Origin of the sequence: Chryseobacterium sp. BLS98 (assembly GCF_001045445.1) — a bacterium.
Lineage (GTDB): Bacteria > Bacteroidota > Bacteroidia > Flavobacteriales > Weeksellaceae > Chryseobacterium.
The window spans coordinates 928,437-949,975 of record NZ_LFNF01000003.1; the positions used below are offsets into that span (position 1 = coordinate 928,437).

General features: G+C 38.1%; 20 protein-coding genes. 13 read left to right on the top strand and 7 right to left on the bottom strand.

The features are described 5' to 3' along the window. Positions 1-5 precede the first annotated feature (5 nt). The 3 genes from dapF to pnuC form a co-directional block, all read right to left on the bottom strand. A complete protein-coding gene (gene dapF, locus ACM40_RS15360; protein ID WP_048503617.1) occupies positions 6-773 on the bottom strand; it encodes a diaminopimelate epimerase in 768 nt (255 codons plus the stop codon). A 90-nt stretch (positions 774-863) separates the two neighbouring features. Beyond that, a complete protein-coding gene (locus tag ACM40_RS15365; RefSeq protein WP_048503793.1) occupies positions 864-1,550 on the bottom strand; it encodes a hypothetical protein in 687 nt (228 codons plus the stop codon). Continuing rightward, entirely contained in the window at positions 1,547-2,224 is a 678-nt protein-coding gene (gene pnuC, locus ACM40_RS15370) for a nicotinamide riboside transporter PnuC (RefSeq protein WP_048503618.1), read from the bottom strand. Before pnuC ends, ACM40_RS15365 begins: the two co-directional genes overlap by 4 nt. Before the next feature lie 166 nt (positions 2,225-2,390). Here pnuC and ACM40_RS15375 point away from each other — a divergent pair, with 166 nt between their 5' ends. From ACM40_RS15375 to hemN, 3 genes are all read left to right on the top strand, one after another. After that, positions 2,391-3,932 carry an APC family permease gene (locus tag ACM40_RS15375; protein WP_048503619.1) on the top strand — a complete coding sequence of 514 codons (1,542 nt, stop codon included), beginning with the start codon at positions 2,391-2,393 and terminating at the stop codon, positions 3,930-3,932. Between the two features lie 55 nt (positions 3,933-3,987). Next, positions 3,988-5,001 carry a WD40/YVTN/BNR-like repeat-containing protein gene (locus tag ACM40_RS15380; RefSeq protein ID WP_048503620.1) on the top strand — a complete coding sequence of 338 codons (1,014 nt, stop codon included), beginning with the start codon at positions 3,988-3,990 and terminating at the stop codon, positions 4,999-5,001. A gap of 171 nt (positions 5,002-5,172) precedes the next feature. After that, positions 5,173-6,531, top strand: a complete 1,359-nt coding sequence (hemN, locus tag ACM40_RS15385; protein WP_048503621.1) for an oxygen-independent coproporphyrinogen III oxidase — start codon at positions 5,173-5,175, stop codon at positions 6,529-6,531. Positions 6,532-6,602: 71 nt separating this feature from the next. On the opposite strand, the gene ACM40_RS15390 is transcribed toward hemN, so the two are convergent. Next, positions 6,603-7,976: a PQQ-dependent sugar dehydrogenase gene (locus ACM40_RS15390; protein WP_048503622.1), complete on the bottom strand. Its 1,374-nt coding sequence runs from the start codon at positions 7,974-7,976 to the stop codon at positions 6,603-6,605. Positions 7,977-8,194: 218 nt separating this feature from the next. Here ACM40_RS15390 and ACM40_RS15395 point away from each other — a divergent pair, with 218 nt between their 5' ends. The 5 genes from ACM40_RS15395 to ACM40_RS15415 all read left to right on the top strand — a co-directional run bounded on the left by ACM40_RS15395 (position 8,195) and on the right by ACM40_RS15415 (position 14,775). Next, entirely contained in the window at positions 8,195-11,104 is a 2,910-nt protein-coding gene (locus ACM40_RS15395; RefSeq protein WP_048503623.1) for a protein translocase subunit SecDF, read from the top strand. 278 nt (positions 11,105-11,382) lie between these two features. Continuing rightward, complete coding sequence (locus ACM40_RS15400; RefSeq protein WP_048503624.1) at positions 11,383-12,615, top strand: TCR/Tet family MFS transporter; 1,233 nt, start codon at positions 11,383-11,385, stop codon at positions 12,613-12,615. Positions 12,616-12,662: 47 nt separating this feature from the next. Next, entirely contained in the window at positions 12,663-13,562 is a 900-nt protein-coding gene (locus ACM40_RS15405; protein ID WP_048503625.1) for a helix-turn-helix domain-containing protein, read from the top strand. 75 nt (positions 13,563-13,637) lie between these two features. Next, complete coding sequence (locus ACM40_RS15410) at positions 13,638-14,294, top strand: hypothetical protein (protein ID WP_048503626.1); 657 nt, start codon at positions 13,638-13,640, stop codon at positions 14,292-14,294. 19 nt (positions 14,295-14,313) lie between these two features. Further along, the gene (locus ACM40_RS15415) at positions 14,314-14,775 is read left to right on the top strand and encodes a DoxX family protein (protein ID WP_048503627.1); all 462 of its coding nucleotides are present in this window, start codon (positions 14,314-14,316) and stop codon (positions 14,773-14,775) included. A 106-nt stretch (positions 14,776-14,881) separates the two neighbouring features. Here the strand turns inward: ACM40_RS15415 and ACM40_RS15420 are convergent, their stop codons facing one another. Then, the gene (locus tag ACM40_RS15420) at positions 14,882-15,826 is read right to left on the bottom strand and encodes a hypothetical protein (protein WP_048503628.1); all 945 of its coding nucleotides are present in this window, start codon (positions 15,824-15,826) and stop codon (positions 14,882-14,884) included. A gap of 374 nt (positions 15,827-16,200) precedes the next feature. On the opposite strand from ACM40_RS15420, the gene ACM40_RS15425 reads away from it, so the two are divergent. The 4 genes from ACM40_RS15425 to ACM40_RS15440 all read left to right on the top strand — a co-directional run bounded on the left by ACM40_RS15425 (position 16,201) and on the right by ACM40_RS15440 (position 18,511). Then, the gene (locus tag ACM40_RS15425; protein ID WP_048503629.1) at positions 16,201-16,536 is read left to right on the top strand and encodes a twin-arginine translocase TatA/TatE family subunit; all 336 of its coding nucleotides are present in this window, start codon (positions 16,201-16,203) and stop codon (positions 16,534-16,536) included. A 3-nt stretch (positions 16,537-16,539) separates the two neighbouring features. After that, the gene (locus ACM40_RS15430) at positions 16,540-17,106 is read left to right on the top strand and encodes a phosphatase PAP2 family protein (RefSeq protein ID WP_048503630.1); all 567 of its coding nucleotides are present in this window, start codon (positions 16,540-16,542) and stop codon (positions 17,104-17,106) included. Next, positions 17,103-17,915: a tetratricopeptide repeat protein gene (locus tag ACM40_RS15435; protein WP_048503631.1), complete on the top strand. Its 813-nt coding sequence runs from the start codon at positions 17,103-17,105 to the stop codon at positions 17,913-17,915. The genes ACM40_RS15430 and ACM40_RS15435 overlap by 4 nt, the downstream gene beginning before the upstream one ends. A 137-nt stretch (positions 17,916-18,052) precedes the next feature. Next, positions 18,053-18,511, top strand: coding sequence for a tRNA (cytidine(34)-2'-O)-methyltransferase (locus ACM40_RS15440; protein WP_048503632.1), 459 nt, complete (start codon positions 18,053-18,055; stop codon positions 18,509-18,511). A gap of 22 nt (positions 18,512-18,533) precedes the next feature. On the opposite strand, the gene ACM40_RS15445 is transcribed toward ACM40_RS15440, so the two are convergent. After that, the gene (locus ACM40_RS15445; protein ID WP_048503633.1) at positions 18,534-19,007 is read right to left on the bottom strand and encodes a 23S rRNA (pseudouridine(1915)-N(3))-methyltransferase RlmH; all 474 of its coding nucleotides are present in this window, start codon (positions 19,005-19,007) and stop codon (positions 18,534-18,536) included. Between the two features lie 344 nt (positions 19,008-19,351). Between ACM40_RS15445 and ACM40_RS15450 the strand changes: the two genes are divergently transcribed. Further along, positions 19,352-20,359 carry a YihY/virulence factor BrkB family protein gene (locus ACM40_RS15450; protein ID WP_048503634.1) on the top strand — a complete coding sequence of 336 codons (1,008 nt, stop codon included), beginning with the start codon at positions 19,352-19,354 and terminating at the stop codon, positions 20,357-20,359. On the opposite strand, the gene nhaA is transcribed toward ACM40_RS15450, so the two are convergent. Then, a complete protein-coding gene (gene nhaA / locus ACM40_RS15455) occupies positions 20,360-21,538 on the bottom strand; it encodes a Na+/H+ antiporter NhaA (RefSeq protein WP_048503635.1) in 1,179 nt (392 codons plus the stop codon). Position 21,539: the final 1 nt, after the last annotated feature.

Consider the following 21,539-nt stretch of genomic DNA (forward strand, 5'->3'; position numbering starts at 1 on the left):
AGTTTTTAAATAAGATCTGTTTTACCTCTAAAAACTTGCTTTGCAGGACCTTCAAGCCAAATATTTTGAAAAGAATTTCCGTTTTTTTCAGCATGCACTTTAAGATTTCCCCCTAAAGTTTTAACTTTTACGGAAATTAGATTGTTTTTTTGTAAAAAAGTTAAAGCAGAAGCAGTAACTCCTGTTCCGCAGCTGTAAGTTTCGTCCTCAACGCCTCGTTCATAGGTTCTTACGAAAATTTCATCGTCCGTAATTTTTTCTACAAAATTCACATTAATGCCATTGTCCTTATAGTTTTCTGAATTTCTGATGCCGTGGCCTTCTGCAAAAACGTTGTAATTCACCAAATTTTCCACATATTTTACATAGTGAGGCGATCCCGTATTCATTACAGTATCTTCTCCGTCAACGGAAATAATATCCACATCAATCATTTTTAATTTGATGATCCCGTTATGGATTTCTGCTTCATGCTCACCGTCTATTGCAATGAATTTGCATCTGTCTTCAAAAATATCCAGAAAGAATGCAAATGCAACAAGGCATCTTCCGCCGTTTCCGCACATGGTGCTTTCGCCGCCGTCAGAATTATAGTATACCATTCTGAAATCGTAATCCTTATCATTTTCTAGAAGGATCAGTCCGTCCGCACCGATTCCGAAACGTCTGTCACATAATTTTTCAATAATATCTTTATTCTTGGGAAACTGCAGGTCCCGGTTGTCAATCATCACAAAATCATTTCCAGTCCCCTGATATTTATAAAATTCCATATTTTTAGTCTAAAATTAACGAGCAAAATTAATATATTTAAAATGAAAAACGAACAGTGTTAGCTGCCCGTTTTCTTATTTATAATCGTTTTATCTAAATCCGCCCCCGCTGGACTGCTGTCTTGTAGAACTGCTGCTTTGCTGAGAGCTTGAGCTTCCTCTGAACCCGCCGCCGGAAGATTCCGTTCTGTTGCTGTTCTGATTGTTCTGCTGTGTATTTCTGAAACCTCCGCTATTCTGATTGTTTTGGTTCCCTTGATTTCCTTGATTTCCTTGATTATTCTGGTAGCTTCCGCTATTTCTGAAGCCCCCGCTGTTCTGGTTACTTTGAGGTCTCTGATTGTTATTATAGTTTCCGCTGTTCGAATTTCTGAATCCGCCGTTGGTACTGCTGTTTCTCGTGCCGGTTCTGTTATTATTGAATCCGCCGTTATTATAATTACCTCCGTTGTTACCTGTATTACGGAATCCGTTACTTGGTCTTGAAGAGGTTGTGGTTCTTCTCTCTACATATACTTTTCTTCGGTCGTTTCCATTATTATAGTAGTAATAAGGAATACCGTTATCGTAATAATAATTAACGTCGTTTCTGTAATAATAGCCGTCATTTCCGTAGTAACCACCGCTTCCGTAATATCCGGAAGGAGCATAGTAATATCCGTTATTATAATACGGATCGCCGTAGCCATTGTTTGCATACCCGTCAGAATACGCCAAACATGATGTTAAACTACTGATAGCTAAAATACTGAAAGCTATTTTAAATAAATTTTTCATGACTTTATTGTACTTTTTTCTTTTAAACTTTTTTTCCAATTGACATATCCTGAGATAGCCATTATAGTAAATACCAAATATTGAACCGAAGTGATACCAAGTTCCTTAAAAATCATCATAGGGATACAAATAAAGTCTCCGATAATCCAGAAAATCCAGTTATCAATGCGCTGTTTCGCCATAAACCACATTCCAACTAAAAATATAGAAGTAGTGACTACATCAAGCCAGTTGGCCCAATCAAGATGATATAATCCTAAGTTTGTACCTTTCATAGAAAACTGATTATCAATGTAGGGTTTATAGTAATATATAAGGGTAACCAATGCAAGACTTAAAATAAACAGACCGCCTGCAAATATCCTTTCCCTGGTCGTAGCCCAGCTTACTTCTACATGAATATGATCTTCAGAATTTTTTGACCATAAGATCCAGCCGTAAATACTCATTGCTGTGTAATATACATTAATCATACAGTCGCCAAGCAGTCCGAAATTAAAAAGAATATAAACATAGATCAGGGTAGAAATGATGCCGGTAGGGTAAACCCAGATATTTTTTTTAATTGAAAAATAGACGCTCAAAATTCCGAAAAATGCACCGCTGGCTTCCAGTAGAATTTGTATGCTACTATAGTTTTCATACGGCTTTACGAAAAGATCATATAAATTCATGCGATCAAAAATACGCAAAAATTAGCAGTTTTGAAAATAAATTAAATAATGTGTAAATCAGCTTTTTAAATGTATTTGTTTAAAATAAATCATGAAAGTTTATTAATAAACGTTAAGGTTTGTAAAATTTTTATATTTTCGTAAATCTTTAATTAAATAAATAAACATGTCTAAAATTTGGGTTAAGAAGCCAATGAGCGCTTATGAAGCTGATATCAAAAAAAGTCAGCTGAAACGCGTTCTGGGAAAATGGAGCCTTACTGCTATCGGAATCGGGGCCATCATTGGAGGAGGAATATTTGTACTTACAGGAACGGGTGCTTATTATAATGCAGGGCCAGCTTTGGCGCTTTCATTCGTAATTGCGGGAATTGCCTGTGTATTTGCAGCACTTTGCTATGCAGAATTTGCTTCCATACTTCCAGTGGAAGGTTCAGCATATGCCTACGCTTATGGAACGGTAGGGGAGATCTTTGCCTGGATCATAGGCTGGGGGCTGATACTGGAGTACGCTATGGGCTCTATGACCGTCGCCGTATCCTGGTCGGGATATTTTGGAAAACTTCTCAAAATGTTCGGGATGCATCTTCCTGCCTATCTTACCACAGATCCACAAACTTATATTGCGGCAGGAAATTCAGGCTTTTCAATGAATTTACCTGCGTTTTTAATTGTTTTCTTCGTTATTTCTATTCTTGTGCGGGGAACCAAAGGAGCTGCCAAAGCCAATAACTTTATTGTACTCCTTAAAGTTTCTGCTATTATTTTTGTAATTATTGCAGGAGCCTTTATTATTTTCGGTTCTGCTGATCCTTTTAAAAACTGGGTTCCTTTCATTCCTGAGGCTACCACGATTACAGAAAACGGAGTCTCCCATTCTGCATATGGTATCGCCGGGGTAGTGGCCGGAGCATCGGCTATCTTCTTTGCTTATGTAGGTTTCGATGCCGTTTCCACACAGGCTGGAGAAGCTATTAATCCTAAAAAAGATGTGCCATTTGCCATCATCGCTTCGCTGATCATCTGTACGCTTTTATACATCCTTGTATCTCTGGTATTAACAGGAATGATGCATTATACAGACTTTAATCCGCTTGGTAAATATCCGGATGCCATTAAAGCTCCTGTAGCGTATGCATTCGATATTGCCGGATACGCATGGGCCGGATATATTATCACTATCGCTGCTACTGTTGGATTAATCTCAGTATTGATGGTAATGATTATGGGACAGTCAAGAATCTTCTTAGGGATGTCTAAAGACGGATTAATCCCTGCTACTTTTTCAAAAGTAAACCCTGAAACAGGAGTACCTACGAAAAACCTTGTTATTTTAGGAATCGTAATTGCTACTATTGCATCCCTTACGCCAATCAATGACCTTGCGCATATGACCAGTTTCGGGACTTTATTTGCATTCACAATGGTATGTGTAGCAGTTTGGGTATTAAGAGTAAAAGAGCCTAATTTACAGAGAAACTTTAAAGTGCCCGCACTTCCTTTAATTGCTTGTTTAGGTATTGCAATTAATGTTTACCTGATCTTTAACCTGAGCAAAGAAGCACAGATGTATTCTTTTGCATGGCTGATCATCGGGTTCTTTGTTTACTTCCTGTATAGTAAGAAACACTCAAAACTTCAGAAGGGTGAGTTTGGCGAAACTTTTAAAGCGGAACAGGAGCCTTTGGAAAAACCTGATTTAGATTAAAAAATATAAACCATAAATCCGCAGATATTCTGCGGATTTTTTATTTTTGTTTACTATGAAAAAAACTTTTTCCATCCTGTTTTTGTGTCTGGGAATATTGGCATTTTCCCAGCAGGTCGAAAGCTTTACCACTGTTTTGAATGATAAAATAAGTATAAGGGCTCTCGAATTGTATGATAATAAAGTCTGGTATAGCGGAACAGATTCAAAATTCGGTTTTGTAGACCTTAAAAATCAGAAAAATCGAAAACAAATAAATCTTTCTGATAAAAAATTACAATTCAGAACACTGTCGCAGGATAACAGTGCTTTTTATGCCATTAATATTGAAAGTCCTGCTAATTTTTTTAAAATCAATAAAAAAGACCTGAAATCGGAAATTGTTTTTACAGATACTGCGAAAACTGCTTTTTATGATGCGCTTCACTTTGTGAATGATAAACTGGCTTTCACTTTCAGCGATACAGACAAAGATAATTTATTGAAGTTGGCTGTCTACTGTAACGGAAAATGGGGAATGTTCAAAAATAATGTAAAACTGAACAGCGGCGAGGCTGCGTTTGCTGCCAGTAATACTAATATTGCTTCGTCCAAAAATTTCTTATGGATTGCTACAGGTGGGAAAGCATCAAGAATCTTAAGAATGGATCTGAAAAAAGAAAATCTTGAAGTTTTTGAAACTCCTTTCATCCAGGGAGAGTCTTCACAGGGAATGTATTCAATAGATTTTTATGATGATAAATTTGGGATTGCAGTAGGCGGAGACTATACCAAGCAGGACGAAAACATTAATAATATTGCAACAACCTATGATGCCGGGAAAACATGGCAGATACAGGCCTCCGGGAAAAATGCAGGCTATACGACCTGTGTAAAGATCAGGCCGGGATCAAAAGGGAAAGAAATCATTGCAGTAGGAGATAAGCATATCAGTTATTCCTCTGATTTTGGGAAAACATGGAAGAAAATTTCGGATGAGAAAGGTTTTTTCGTCTGCAGTTGGGTAAATGGAAACACAGTAGTTTTTGCAGGAAATGGCAAAATCTCTGTGATGAAATTAAAATTTTAAATTTTAGGTATAGAATTTATCATTCTTAGGGAAATTCCAGTAGCAGTCGTATTTAGACTCATTATAAAATACGGGCTAATATATTTCATAGTTTAAAATTCATTCGTAATGGTTAATTTTGCAGGATGAAACTGGTTTAGGCTCAGTTTCGATAATATTTTAAATTTTGAAATGAATTCTTTAATAGATAAGTATAATATTCCCGGACCGCGTTACACATCTTATCCTACCGTTCCATATTGGGATGAAAGCACTTTTTCACCAGAAAAGTGGAAAGAGACCGTGATCAGGTCGTTCCATGAAAGCAATGCAGAGGAGGGAATTTCTATTTATATTCACCTACCTTTTTGTGAGGCATTATGTACGTTCTGTGCTTGCCACAAACGTATAACCAAACAGCATAGCGTTGAAATTCCGTATCTGGAAAGCGTTTTAAAGGAGTGGAAACTCTATCTAGGACTTTTTGAAGAGAAGCCGAAGCTGAAAGAGCTTCACCTTGGTGGAGGTACACCTACCTTTTTTTCGCCGAAAAATCTCAAGACCTTATTGGAAGGTATTTTTGAAACGGTGGAAATTGCAGAACATCCTGAGTTCTCTTTTGAAGGACATCCGAATAATACAACCAGAGATCACCTTCAGACCTTGTACAATCTTGGATTCAGAAGAGTAAGTTTTGGCGTTCAGGATTATGATCCTAAGGTTCAGAAGGCAATCAACAGGATACAGCCTTTTGAAAATGTAAAAAATGTGACGGAATGGGCTAAGGAAATCGGTTACAGAGGGATCAGCCATGATCTTGTATTCGGACTTCCGCACCAGACCTGGGAGGCGATGGAATATACCATCAGAAAAACAATGGAGCTGAAACCTGACAGGCTTGCCTTCTATTCTTATGCCCACGTTCCATGGGTAAAAGGAGTAGGACAGAGAGGTTTTGATGAAAATGACCTGCCAAGCGGTGAAGAAAAACGCCGTTTATACGAAGACGGGAAAAAGCTGCTGGAAGACTTAGGATATATTGAGGTAGGAATGGATCATTTTTCCCTGGAACACGATGATCTGTACCAATCTTTAATCCATAAAAAGCTTCATAGGAACTTTATGGGTTACACTTCAAGTAAAACCCAATTAATGGTAGGCCTTGGCATGTCCGCTATTTCAGATTCCTGGTATGCTTTCGCCCAGAATGTAAAAACGGTGGAAGAATATCAGAAAATGGTGGAGGAAGGTAAAATTCCTGTAGTAAAAGGACATATCCTTAATGAGGAAGATCTTACTGTGAGAAGACATATTCTGAACCTGATGTGTCAGCTTGAAACGACCTTTACCGATAAAAATTCCTTCCCTGGGCTTGAAAACGCATTTGAAATGCTGGAAGAAATGGAAAAGGACGAATTGGTGGAAATCTACGATAACCAGATCAAAATTACTGAAAAAGGACGGGCATTTACGAGAAACGTTGCAATGGTTTTTGACCTCAGAATGATGAGGAACAAGCCGGAAACAAGAATTTTCTCTATGACGATATAAAATAAAAAAGCGGTTCAGCATCTGAACTGCTTTTTTATTTAATGTGTTGAAAAGAATCAAATTAGGTCATATTATTTAATAATAAGTTTTTGGCTGTAAGATTTCACGTCTCCTGATTTGATGATAAGATAATAGGCCCCGGGAGGGATTCCTGTAATATCAACGCTGCCGTCATATTCAATTTTTGCTTTTTCAAGCACGATTTTTCCTTCTGTGCTGATGAGATCAGCAGTATTATTCATGTCCGGAAGTCCTTCAATGAAAACTTTCTCAGAAGCCGGGTTGGGGTGGACGTTTATAGAAATCAGGTCTGAAGTTTCATCTGTTGCCAGAGATCCGGTTGTAATTTTAAATACTTTTCCACTGTTTACAGCTGCCACAAACAGCTCCTTTTGAGAATTCTGCCCGAAAGTGGAAAAATTATTGCCTGAACTTGCCGGTCCCCACACGATGGAATTGTCCGGGTTCATAAAACCGATCTGGGTAGAGCAATAATCTGCGAAGAAATATTTTCCCTGCAGTGCTGGGTACTGGCTGCCTCTGTAAACATAGCCCCCGGTAATTGAACATTTCCCACCGGAATGATCATAAACGGCTACCGGAAAAGTCATGGAGGCCATATTGCCGCATCCTGCCGTGTTGTAAGCATTATTCCCTTCGTAACAACGCCAGCCGTAATTGATTCCCGATTGTGTAATGGGCATTTTGTTGATTTCCTCAATCGCTCCCTGTCCCACATCAGCAATCATCACATTTCCTGTGGTCGTGTCAAATGAAAATTTCCATGCATTTCTAAGTCCATATGACCAGATTTCGTCGGCTCCGGTTACCAGATTTCCTGCAAAAGGATTTCCAGGTGGAATATTATACGGTCCTGTGGAATTTACATCGATTCTTAACATTTTTCCCAGAAGTGAATTGATGTTTTGAGCATTGTTGTTGGGGTCGCCGCCGCTTCCGCCATCTCCTGTAACGATCCAGAGGTATCCGTCGGGAGCAAAATGAATGCTTCCACCATTGTGATTGTCAAACGGTTTGGGAATATTCAGAATGATCTTCTCAGAAGCAGGATCTGCAATATCCGGATTGGTAGCATTTACAGAATATCTTGCTACGGTAATATTTCCGTTCGAGGCATTATTGTAATACACGAAGAAATATCCGTTCGTGGCATATTGAGGGTGAAATGCAAGCCCCAAAAGCCCTCTTTCTCCTCCATAAAGAACTTTGGAGCTGATATTTAGAAAATCAGCTGCGTTGATTGTTCCGCTGGGCTGAATAATCTTGATGATTCCGTTCTGCTGCACGACGAAGAGACGGGCATCATTGGCGTTCGTAATTTCAACCGGACTGGTGAGCCCGGACGCAAATTCTACTAAATTAATGCTTTGAGCATTAACAATTAAAGAAGAAAAAACGCAGAGGGTAAAAAATAGTTTTTTCATAATATTTTGATATTTAGTGTATTGATAAATGAATGAAAATTTTATACCAATTGAAATTTGAAAATTTCATTACAATAAGGAAGAAAAATTATTAAATCTTAAATAGAAGTTAAAACTCGGATATATCTGAAAATAAACCATTTCTGCTGTTAAAAAATTCATAAAATAATAATAAAATCATTATATTTGCCGACTTAATTTAACGTAGTTATAACAAAATGCAAGGAAAAGGACTTATTACAATTGTTGCTATTGTACTAGGGTTAATTTGCTTAAATGAGCTATTACCAACTTGGTACGCCAGCAAAATTGAAAGGCAGGCGACTGCTGTTGCAGGAGACAATCCGGAAAAGTATCAGAAAGAAATTGCAAGACTTTCTAAGGATACTTTGAACCTGGGATTCACAAAACTTTATTACACGAAAGCCAAAGACAAGGAAATGAAACTTGGTCTTGACTTGAAAGGAGGGATCAACGTTCTTTTGGAAATCAACCAGAGAGACCTGGTGAATGATTTAACCAATTATTCTACGAACCCTGTTCTAATTGAGGCTTTAAACAAGACTGATGAAGTTCAGAAGAATTCCACAAAATCTTATATTGATAATTTCTTCGACCAGTTTGAAGCGATCAACAAGGCAAAAGGGACTAACCTTAAGCTGGCAGATCCTGAACTTTTCGGGAATACCAATTTATCAGAAATCAAGTACAATACTTCTGATGATCAGGTAAAAAGCATTATCAAAAGAAGAATTGATCTTTCTGTAGGAACAGCTTTCGAGGTAATCAGAACCAGAATCGATAAGATGGGTGCTGTGCAGCCTAACGTTCAGAGAGTACCTGGCACGGCAAGAATTTCTGTTGAAATGCCTGGTATGAAAGACATCGACAAGGTGAAGAAAATGCTTCAGACTTCTGCGAAACTTCAGTTCTGGGAAGTACAGCAAGTTCCTGAAATGGCGCCATATTTCCAGACATTGACTACAATGGTGGCTATAAAAGGAGATTCTATGGGAGTTGCGAAGAATATCAACTTTATGAACCTTTTACACCTTGACAAATTAAGATCAAATGGTGTTGCCAGCGTGAAGCTTTCTGATACAGCTGCTGTAAACAAAATTTTAAATAGTAAAGTAGGTCAGTCATTACGTCCTGCCAACATTAAATATACCCAGTTTATGTGGGGGTACAAGCCTGAGGCTACAGATGCTGAAAGTTTAGTATTGTATGCAATCAGAGGTAACATCAACCAAAAAGCTCCGGTAGACGGTGCTGTTGAAACTGCGAGCATTGGCTATGATGAGCTGAGCAGAGTAGTGGTAGACATGCAGATGGATTCCAAAGGAGCTAAAGAATGGAAAACACTAACTGAGAAAAACGTAGGTAAACCGGTTGCTGTAACATTGGACGGCAGAGTTTACACTGCACCAAACGTTGTTAATGCTATTCCTAACGGTAGAACTCAGATTTCAGGTAACTTCTCTCAGGAAGAAGCTAAAGAACTGGTTGACGTTTTAGGAGCGGGTAAATTACCTGCAGGAGCAAAAGTAGTTCAGGCTACGGTTGTAGGACCTTCATTAGGACAGGAGTCTATCAATGCCGGTGTTATTTCATTTGCTATCGCATTCCTGATTATTATTGTTTATATCATTTTCTATTACGGTGGTGCAGGGGTGTACGCTGTAATTGCAATGATTATTAACTTATTCTATATTTTCGGAATTATGGATTCCGGAGACTTTACACTTACCCTTCCTGGTATTGCAGGTATCGTTCTTACGATGGCAATGGCAGTAGATACGAACGTAATTATCTACGAAAGAACCAAAGAGGAATTGTTTGCCGGAAAGAGTATTATGGAAGCCTATAAAGACGGTTTCAAACATGCATTAAGCGCGATTGTTGATGGTCACTTAACGACATTATTAACGGCTGGTGTACTTTTCCTATTCGGAACTGGACCTATTAAAGGTTTTGCTTTGACGTTAGGAATTGGTATCTTAATGACATTCTTTACTTCCGTATTGCTTTCAAGAGTAATGATTTTCTCAAGACTGCACAAAGGAAAACACCTTTCTGTTTGGACACCTCCAACGAAAAATCTTTTCAGAAATACCTGGATCGATTTTATCGGGAAAAGAAAATATGCTTATATCATTTCTGCTGTTTTAACGGTTGTTAGTATTGCATCTATTGCTATCCACGGATTCAAATACGGAATTGACTTTACAGGAGGTAGAAACTATGTAGTGAGATTTGATAAAGCTGTTAACGCTGAAGATATTGAGCAGAACTTAGTAAAAGTATTCAAAACTGAAGATGGTAAAAACTCTTCTGTAGAAGCTAAAACTTTCGGAAACGACAGACAGTTGAAGATCTCTACAGATTACCTTATCGAAGATGAATCTTTAAAAGCTGACCAGACGATAGAGCAAAAACTATACGAAGGGTTGAAAACACATTTACCTGCCAATACCACATTAAGCGATTTCAAATCTGCAGATAAAGACCATGCGGGAATTATTTCTTCTGAAAAAGTAGGACCTACGGTAGCAGATGACATCAAAACTCATGGTGTACTTGCAGTAGTAGCTGCTTTGGCCGGTATCTTTATCTATATCCTATTAAGATTTAGAAAATGGCAATTCTCATTAGGTGCTGTTGTGGCTCTATTCCATGATGCGGTAATTATTTTGGGAGCTTATTCATTGCTTCATAAATTTATGCCGTTCAATATGGAGATCAATCAGGATTTCGTTGCGGCAATCCTTACCGTATTAGGATATTCAATTAATGATACCGTTATTATCTTCGATAGAATCAGAGAGTATCTGAGAGAGAAGAAATCTTTAACATTAGCCGGATTATTTGATGACTCTATTTCCAGTACGCTGGGTAGAACATTCAACACTTCATTCACAACCATCCTTGTAATTTTAGCCATCTTCATTTTTGGAGGTGATAACCTGAGAGGATTTATGTTTGCTATGTTAATCGGTATCGGATTCGGTACTTATTCATCCATCTTTATTGCATCGGCTATCGCTTATGACTTCCTTAAGAAAGGAAAAGAAGAAGGGGTGCATGGTAAAACAACAACCAGCAAAGAAGTGCTTGCTTCAAAGTAATAAACTACAATAAATAAGTAAAGACCGTTTCGAAAGAAGCGGTCTTTTTTTGTACGGGTGAGGGTTCCGGGTTTCGGGTTTCTGGGTTTCGGGATGAGAACCGATTCTGGTTGCAGTTTTTTATAGTTTAAAGTTCTAAATTCAAATTTAATATCTGACTTCATGATTTAACCTATATTCACAAGTATCCGGAAAACCCCGAAACCCGGAACCCGAAACTTTTCAAAATTCACAATTTAGAATCATTATATTTCGGATTTGATTAATTTTGCACCATTATGGAAAACTCAAAGAAAAAAGCGGCCATCGGCTTCATATTTATTACCTTACTGATTGATATTACAGGCTGGGGAATTATTATTCCTGTGGTTCCCAAATTAATTGAGGAACTGATTCATGCTGATATCAGTGAAGCGGCAAAATATGGCGGATGGCTGGGTTTTGCCTATGCATTTACTCAGTTTATCTTTTCTCCTGTAGTAGGAAACCTGAGTGACAAATACGGAAGAAGGCCCATTATCCTGATCTCGCTTTTTGGTTTTGCTGTGGACTATATTTTCCTGGCGCTTGCCCCTACCATCTGGTGGCTTTTCCTGGGAAGAATTATTGCAGGGATCACTGGAGCCAGTGTAACAACAGCCAGTGCTTATATTGCAGATATTTCTACGGATGAAGACAGAGCCAAAAACTTTGGTCTTATTGGGGCAGCTTTTGGTCTTGGATTCATTATTGGACCTGTATTGGGAGGTGTTTTAGGACATTATGGAGCAAGAGTGCCTTTCTATGCGGCTGCAGGATTATGTATCCTGAATTTCCTTTACGGTTATTTCATTCTTCCTGAAAGTTTGGATAAAGATAAAAGAAGAGAATTCGACTGGAAGCGTGCCAATCCTGTTGGCTCATTTAAGTTTTTAGGTAAGCATCCCGAGATTTCCGGGCTTATTGTTGCCCTTATCCTGATTTATATTGCCGGTCATGCCGTTCAAAGTAACTGGAGCTTTTTTACGATGTATAAGTTCAACTGGACAGAAAGAATGGTGGGAATTTCATTAGGAGTAGTGGGCCTATTGGTCGGTTTGGTTCAGGGGGTTCTCATACGTTGGACAACTCCGAAACTGGGTGAACAGAAAAGTATTTATTACGGGCTTGCCCTTTATGCGATAGGAATGCTTCTTTTTGCTTTTGCCACACAGGGGTGGATGATGTTCGCATTTTTGGTTCCTTACTGTTTGGGTGGGATCTGCGGGCCTGCACTTCAGTCGGTGATCACGAAAAGTGTTCCTTCCAACGAACAGGGAGAGCTTCAGGGAGCATTAACCAGTTTAATGAGTGCTACTTCCATCATCGGGCCGCCGCTGATGACCAATCTGTTCTACTTTTTTACCCATGATGAAGCTCCATTTGAATTTTCAGGAGCCCCGTTCTTCCTGGCATTTATTTTAATGGCAGTAAGTGTAGTAATGACTTATTATGCTTTTCAGAAAAAGAATAAAAAAGCTGAACTAAAGTGATGTTAAATTGGGAATGTTTAAAGATGAATTAATTTTGAATAAGTCTTATGAGCCGTATCCCTCAATATAAACCCAACGACTTTAAACCGATCCTTGACATAGACTGGACTGAGAAAAGTGCAGCTAAAAAAGAAGTGAACGATTTTTTTATAGAACCGCTTCATGTTCTTAAAAATGCCAAGACACCGTCTCAGCCACACCGGAAAACGGTTAATGATTTTATATTCATCAGAAAAGGGAGTATAGAAAAAATGGTATGCTCCAGCCTGTATGAGGTAGAAGAAGGAATGATCATGCTGCTGCCCCCGCATAAGATCCGGACATTTATCCATCACACTCCAGATGTAGAAGGGTTTTACTGCCATTTTTCCAATGAGTTCATCGCAGAAGGTCCCGGTCTGAAATATTTGCAGGATATCCTGAACCATGCTGATATTATTTACAATCCGACCTTGGTTTTTGATGATGAGCATCGTGAGAGAGTTTTCCTGATTCTTCAGCAGATGGAAACTCTTTATCATGAAAATCAAAGTTTGGATCTTATCAGACTTTATCTTTTTACGCTATTGGGAGAGATCCGGCATTTTATAGAAAAGCTTCCACGCCCGAACCTTTCTTTAAATGAAACGCTAGTATTCCGTTTCCGGAAGCTGATCACCAGCCAGATACAAAGTCTGCATTCAGTAAAGGAATATGCTGATCTACTTAATGTTTCGCCTAATCATCTGAATAAATCCGTTAAAAATGCTACAGGCAAAACAGCCTCGGAAATTATCAACGAATCTTTATTAATGGAAGCCAAAGCCCTTCTTTCATTATCTCACCTTTCTGTATCGGAGATTGCTTTTGCATTGGGGGTAGATGATGTTTCCTATTTTTCCCGCTTTTTCAAAAAACATAGTGGAATAAGCCCTTCGGATTATAGAAAAAAGATTGATTTGTCCTAATAATAGATTTATCTGTTCTAACCCTATTCTTTTGTATTCCGGAATTTTGTGGATATAATTGATGATGGTTAAAACATGAAAAAAATACTATTTCTGACAGTTGGTCTATTTCCTTTGCTGTTCAGTTCCCAGAATAATATTCAGACCTCAAATCCTCCTGTTGTATTTGAAGCCTTAGTAGGAAATAAAGGTTTAGCTTCCCAAATGACGATTAATAAAAACTTTGAAGGAAGTAAGAAATTAGGTTTCTTTAGTGTGGCCAATATCTCCTCGAAATGGTCGGAAGATCATTCTAAAGATGCTATGATTCAGGCCAATATTACTTTTGAGGTTATTAAAAATCTGCGTCTTGTCGGGGGTTCTCACTATACTCCCAATACTGGTCTGCGACCTACTGCCGGGTTTATCTACTCTAAAAATTTTAATGATTTCTTATTGGTTGTTAATCCAAGATTTATCGGGTTTTCCAAAAGCAGTATTGCCGAAGGTTTTATCATGATGGAATATAAACCTAAGATTAGTGAGAACTGGAAGGGGTATTCAAGAATTCAGGGACTGTATTCCGAAACGATAAAAGATGGGGAACATGCTCGCAGTTACCTGATGCTGAGACTCGGGTTGAGTCATAGGTTCATCACTTTTGGTGTGGGAGCCAACTTTGACAGCTATGGACCGTTTAAAGACAGCAAGCAGAATTACGGAGTATTTGCAGCTGCCAGATTATTCAACTGAAAACATAATTTAAATCTTTATGAAATATCTATTTTTTAAAACCAATGAAACATGGACCGGAACTTTCCTCAGATGGACCTTAAGTCTTGTCTTTATTCCACATGGACTTCAGAAAACATTCGGATTGTTCGGAGGAATGGGATTTTCCAAAACAATGGAAGTTTTTACCCACGATCTGCATCTGCCTTCTGTAGTTGCCTTTACCGTAGTAATGGTCGAATTTTTGGGATCACTTCTGTTGCTTCTGGGTTTAGGAACAAAATTTTGGGCTTTATCATTTATCGGGTTATTGGCCGGAATTATGCTGACCACCCATATTGAGAACGGTTTTTTTATGAACTGGTTCGGAACCCAGAAAGGGGAGGGCTGCCAGTTTGATATTCTGGCTATTGGAATTGCTTTGGCTTTACTGGTTGAAGGAGCTGGAAAACTATCAATCGATGGACAGATTTTTAGCAGAAGAAATAATTTAACAAATTAACCAAAAGTTGAGGCTATAGATGAAATGGATATCTAAGATGCTAAAAAAAGGGAAGCCCTTAAAGCTTCCCATCTTCTATTGAAAAATATAATGAATGTTTAAATTTTTACGGATACAGTGATTTTGTTCCGTTGCTTACCACATTGCTCCCCAATCCGGAGAATGATACAGAGAAATTGCTTGAATTAAAGCTTAAAGAACCTACAGGAGTACACAATCCAAGCGCATATCTGCACTGGCCGTAAGCTCCGGTTCTTTTTGTCACTTTACTTTCGCTTTTTGCTTTACCAAGGCTGATATTTCCCCAGTCACTTACATCCACATTGGAAACTGTAGAACCAGAATAGTAAATAGTGATCTGGTAGCCGATTTCACCTCTTTTAGAACCCCAAAGCCAGTTGGCGGTCCACCATTGTTTGTACCATTTTGAAGCTACCTTAGCCTGAGAATCGATAGGAGAAGTTTCAGAATTTCCCCTTGTGTCCATCATGACAAGGCCCGCAAATACGTTATCCCAGATAATTCCTGTCTCATTGTAAAAGCATAGCGAGGTGAACTGCTCTCCCTTGTAATTCCAGGAAATTTCAAGGACTTCAGATCCTGTTTTGATTTGCTCTGAAGCAGCTTCTTTCAACCCTTTCTGAGCTTCGGATAATTGGTCACCTGAGAATAATGTCCCGATTTTTCCTACTTTTACTGTTTCAGGGGCAAGGATATTTCCTTCTGCTGTAAACTGGTCTCTGTCTGAAATAAGATCCTGGGAAATTTCAATGCCTCTCTGCGTAGAAAGTTTTCCCAGAACGGTAATTCCAGTGATCTGAAGATCGTTTTTCAAATACTGTTCAAGGTTTTTCTTTGAATCGTTAATCTGAGTCTGAACATTATCCGGAACAGCCTTTAATCCCGGAGTAATTTCCTTTTTCAGATCAGAAGCGGAAACTTTGGCGGCAGGAGACTCCTGTGGCATTTCGCTGCTTTCATCCTGGCAGGCAGTAAGCGTTAATACCGATATAACGGTAAAAAGCTTAAAGGTGGTTACAAGTTTTTTCATAATAAAAATATTTAATGGTTTTGTCTAATAAATATAGTAAAATTTATTATAAATCTCTATTTATTGAATTAAATATTTGTTAATTGAAAGTTGTGAAAATTTAATAAATCAATAAATAATTTGAAGTATAAAATATATTATGGATGTCAACTGTGAATTTTGCTTTGCAAGTGAATAGTGAATTTCTTAAAGGTAAACATCAGAAAAAATTTAAGATCAATAGAGCGATTCTAGTTTGGCTTTCCATCCATAAAACTCACAAACCCTCAACTCCATAACCAGAATTCCGGAACATCCATTATCCAAAATCTTAAAATTTGTTTAAAATTTTAGTTTACAGTAAATAAATGTATAATCTTTCGTAATTTTACCGAATGGAATTAAGCATTGGAGAAATGGCACTGATCGCGGTAGCGATTGTTGTATTATTCGGTCCGGATAAACTCCCTCAGATAGCGCGTGACTTAGGTGCAGGCGTTAGAAAAATGCGTGGAGCAGTGGAAGACATTAAAACCGAGATCATGAAGGAAACAGATAACCCGGTTTCTGAGATCAAGCGCGAAATTGAGAAGGTGAAAGATGCGGCAAAAGACTTCAATCCCATGAAAGATATTGAAAAAGATATCGTAAAGGAGCCTTTAGCTTCCAATGAACCTCCCAAACTTAAGCCTGCCGATGATGAAACCTACGAAGGGCCTGTAAGCAGATAATTCATGGAGGAGATCATTCAGGAAGATAAAAAGGTTTTTCTATACCTTAACAATTTGGGCGATTCCTCTTTCGACCAATTTTGGATGCTGATTTCCAGTACCTGGATCTGGGTACCGCTTTATGTCATATTCCTTTACTTTTTATATAAAAATTACAAATTAAAGTCTTTAATTTTCATCCTTATATTTATTGGACTTGGAGCTACGGTTTCCGATCAGCTGGCCAGTGTTTTCAAATACGGAGTAGCAAGGCTGAGGCCCTGTCATGATCCGAGTATAGAACATTATATGAGGATTGTGAAGTGTGGAGGACAGTACGGGTTTTATTCTGCCCATGCTTCCAATACTTTCTTTCTGGCCGCCTATTTAAGTATTTTATTAAAAAAGAAGCTCAATTGGTTTCCATATGCTATATTTGTATGGGCTGTGGTAGTTTCTTACAGCCGGATATATTTAGGAGTGCATTTCCCGATAGATATTTTGGTGGGGGCGTTTGTTGGATCTTTATTGGGAGTAATATTTGGAATACTCGCCAAAAAAGTCATCAACAAACAAAATATACCTTCATGAAAAAATCTTTATTATTGTCAGCATTCATATGCTCCTCATTTACACTTTACGCACAGGACAAAACTAAAGCAGAAGAATGCTTTAAAAAAGCCGACTACAAATGTGCGGAAGAACAGTATACCAAACTTTTAGAAAAAGAACAGATTCAGAAGTACCAATCTGAATATTACAATAATCTTGGTACAGCCCAAAGAAGGCTTGGAAAAACAGCGTTAGCTTTGAAATCATACGAATCTGCTATCAAAGCCAATCCTTTATCGGCTCCTGTATATGCCAATCTTGCTTCTCTGAACAGCCAGAAAGGAAATAAAGTTAAGGCACTGGAGTATATCGCTACCGGTCTTAAAATAGATGCTAAAAATCCGGAATTTTATCTTACCCGTTCGAAAATTTATGACAGCCAGGGAAAAAAAGACCTTGCGCTGAGTGACCTCAAACAAATTCTGAGCTTTGCACCGGATAATATCTATGCCAAAACAGGATTAGCCAATCTGAAGAAAAATAACGGCGATCTGGAAGGTGCTCTGAAAGATTACAACCAGCTTATCTCAGAAAAACCTGAATCACTTCTTTATAACGGAAGGGCGGATGTTTACCTTAAAATGAAAAAGCCCAAGGAAGCTCTTACAGACGTCAATAAAGCCATTTCCATAGATCCGAAATTTTCTAATTCTTATGTGACTAAGGCGTTGGTTTTATTTGATACGGCAAAGCCCAAAGAAGCTTGTGAAAACCTGGATAAGGCCGTGAGCTTAGGCTATGAAAAAGCTATTCTGGCCGATTATTATGCCAAGTGCGTGAAAAAATAATTTTTTAATTATAAGTTCCGGGCCCGGCATGAAATGCCGGGCCCGGAACTGTTTTATCAGACAGGAAGAGCCCAATAAATTCTTAAGATAAAGTTGTTTCTGAATGATTTTTTGAATTTTAAATTGAAGATATAAACATGTTAAACATTGTTCTTATAGAACCCGAAATACCTAATAATACAGGAAATATCGGAAGGTTATGCGTAGGTACGGAAAGCAGATTGCATCTCGTTCATCCGTTTGGATTTGTGATTAATGACAAGAACCTGAAAAGATCGGGATTGGATTACTGGGTACATCTTGACGTTACAGAATACGCCAATGTTGAAGAATGGATGGAGAATATTCCCGATCCGTCACGTGTTTTCCTGATGAGTTCGCATGCTGAAAAATCGTATCTTGAAAATGATTTTCAGGATGGTGACTGGCTGGTTTTCGGCAAAGAAAGTGTCGGGTTGAGTAAAGAAGTTCTGGAGCAGTTTGAAAATCACCTGACCATTCCGATGTCAAAATTAATCCGGAGCTTTAATATTGCCAATTCCGTTGCATTTGTAATAGGTGAGGCAAAAAGACAGATTGGTTTGCAGATTAAGTAAGAATAAAGTTTAACAGATAGATTTAATCATTATGGTAGGGCTTTCCCTGTAAAATCTGGTCGGCACGGTATAGCTGTTCCACAATGAATAAGCGGATCATCTGATGGGTAAATGTCATTTTTGAAAGTGACATTTTTTCATTGGCCCGGTTGTAAATGTCTTCAGAAAAACCATACGCTCCTCCGATAAGGATGTGGACTTTTTTTACTGAAGAATTCATCCAGTTATCGATTTTCTGGGCAAATTCGCGGCTGGTAAACTGTTTTCCTTTTTCATCCAGTATTACAACCAGGTCATTTTTGTCGATATAATTGAGAAACAGCTTGGATTCTTCCTTTTTCAAGAGATCAGGAGAAAGGTTTTTGGCATTTTTTACATCAGGAATTTCGGTGATTTCAAAATTCCAGTGCTTGGGAAGGCGGGTAAGGTAATAGCTGATTAAAGAGGTGATCTCCTTATCATCTGTTTTACCGATACAAAGTAAGCTGATTCTCATGTATAGAGGATTTCAAAAGGCAAAGATACCATTTTATGCCGGAAAACAGCTGAGACCGGTAAAGCCGGGCCGAAAATGTTAAAAATAGAAAAACCAATGATTTTCAGTATTTTCAATGTTTTGGGGATTTATTTTTTAAATTCTTTTCCTGTATATCATTTATATTTATCTGCAGAAAAAGATCCATAGAACCATTAGAAAATTGCTATTTATTCATTCCTGCAGTATTGAAATAAGGAAAAGGAAAATGTTTATATTTGTATAAAGACTTATTAAAACAGCTGAAGTTTCTTCTTATTAGAAGATATGCAGGAGGGTTTATTAAGTAAAAATACACCAAATAGATGAATATAAAAGTTCCCAGATTTATACTGAAGATTCAAGAATTTTTTGACAGCATACATATTCCCGTTCTGGGAATATCGCTCTGGCAGATGTTCCAGATCTATATTTCCGGGATCTTTAAGGGAAATATCGGTAGAAAGGCAGCTGCCATTTCCTGGAGTTTTACCATCAGTTTGTTTCCTTTTCTGCTGTTCCTTCTTTCTGTTTTACCATACATGCCGCATTATGATAAACTTCAGTTTTATATTTTCGAAGTTCTGATGCATAATGTTTTTCCCTCCAATATGGAAGGTGATGTAAGAGGATATATTGAAACCAATATCATCCCGAATATGAAAGGAATCAGTAATCTGACCATCGTTTTGGCATTGGTTTTTGCCACCAACGGAACCTTTTCACTGATCAACGGGTTTAATGAAAATTCAGATGAAAAGCTGACTGATGTAAAAGAATTTATCCTTTCGTTTTTTATAACAATAGGCTTTATTACCATTGTCTTTCTGGCTCTTTTCGGAGTGTATTATGTGGAGGTTGTAATGAAACTCTTTACACCGGCATATGATATTTCCTGGCTGGTGAATAACCTTTCCAAAATCATTGGGTTTGTCTCTTTTCCGCTGTTTTATTTTATTCTTCTGACGCTTTTTTACTGGCTGGGAACAGTCAAGATTGCCAGATTCAGGCAGGCGGTACCCGGAGCTATTTTAACGACAGTCCTGTTTGTTCTGACTACCTATATTTTTGCGATCTATGTAAAAGATATTGCAAGATATAACGTTCTTTATGGATCTATCGGAAGTATGATCTTATTAATGGTCTGGGTTAATGTGAATGTTTATCTTCTGCTGTTTGGAAACGAACTCAACATGGCACTCAGAAAACTCAGAATCGAAAAGCTGCTGTCTGATGAAATCAAGAAAGAAGCGGTTCATTATCATGCACCGGTCACAGAACCTAATCTGGAAAGTGACGAAGAGCACAAAAGAAAGCTTGATGAAAAGAAATAATTAGTTTTCTACTTCGTTTATATCTTTTTTAGAACTCATGCTTAATATCACAAATCCTAATACTGCAGCTAAAAAAGAAGCAATCAGAATGGCAAACTTTGCTTCATCCTGAATAGGAATACTCTCTTTAAAGGAAAGAAGCGCAATGAAAATAGACATTGTGAAACCTATTCCTGCTAATAAACCAACACCTACCATCTGAAGCCATGTACTGTTTTGAGGAAGTGTGCTGAGTTTTAAACGGATAGCGATAAAAGAAAACAGGTTGATCCCTATCAGTTTTCCTAATACCAATCCAAAGATAATTCCCAGGCCTAATGTACTTGTCACACCCATTACCATCTCACTGGTAAAAGCAATATTAGTGTTCGTTAAAGCAAATATCGGCATAATCAGAAAGCTTACAGGAAAATGAAGCTTGTGCTCCAGTTTTTCAAGAGGGGAGGTCTCTACATCAGACACATTCGTAGGAATGGAAAATGCCAGCAGAACTCCGGCTATTGTTGCATGAATTCCCGAATGGTGCAGGAAATACCATAAAAACAGTCCCGGAATAATATAGAAAATAAGACGGGTAACCTTCAGGAAGTTCAACAGAAACAGCAGCGCAGCAGTTCCAAATGAAAGCAGGAGATACGTCCAGTGAATCTGTTCGGTATAAAAAACAGCAATTACCAGAATTGCTCCCAGGTCATCCACAATTGCCAGTGCAGCCAGGAATATTTTAATAGAATTCGGGATTTTTTTCCCCAGCATTGAAATAATGGCGAGTGAAAAAGCAATATCTGTGGCCATAGGAATTCCCCAGCCGTTGCCATATTCTGTACCGCTATTAAAAAGAGTGTAAATGACGGCCGGAACGACCATTCCGCCTACGGCAGCAAATATAGGAAGGGAAGCGTTTTTGAAGGAAGACAATTCTCCTTCTACCATTTCCCTTTTGATCTCTAGCCCAACCAACAGGAAGAAAACGGCCATAAGACCGTCATTGATCCAGATGCTGACAGGATACGTAAGATGAAAAAGGTGAGTTCCGACTTCCTTGTCTAAGAAGTGCTGGAAACCTTCACCGGCAGAAGAATTAGCGATTAATAATGAGATCAGTACACAAAAAATAAGTATAATTCCTGATGCCTGATTGCTGCTGAAAAATTTTTTAAAATAGAGAGATAAATTCATA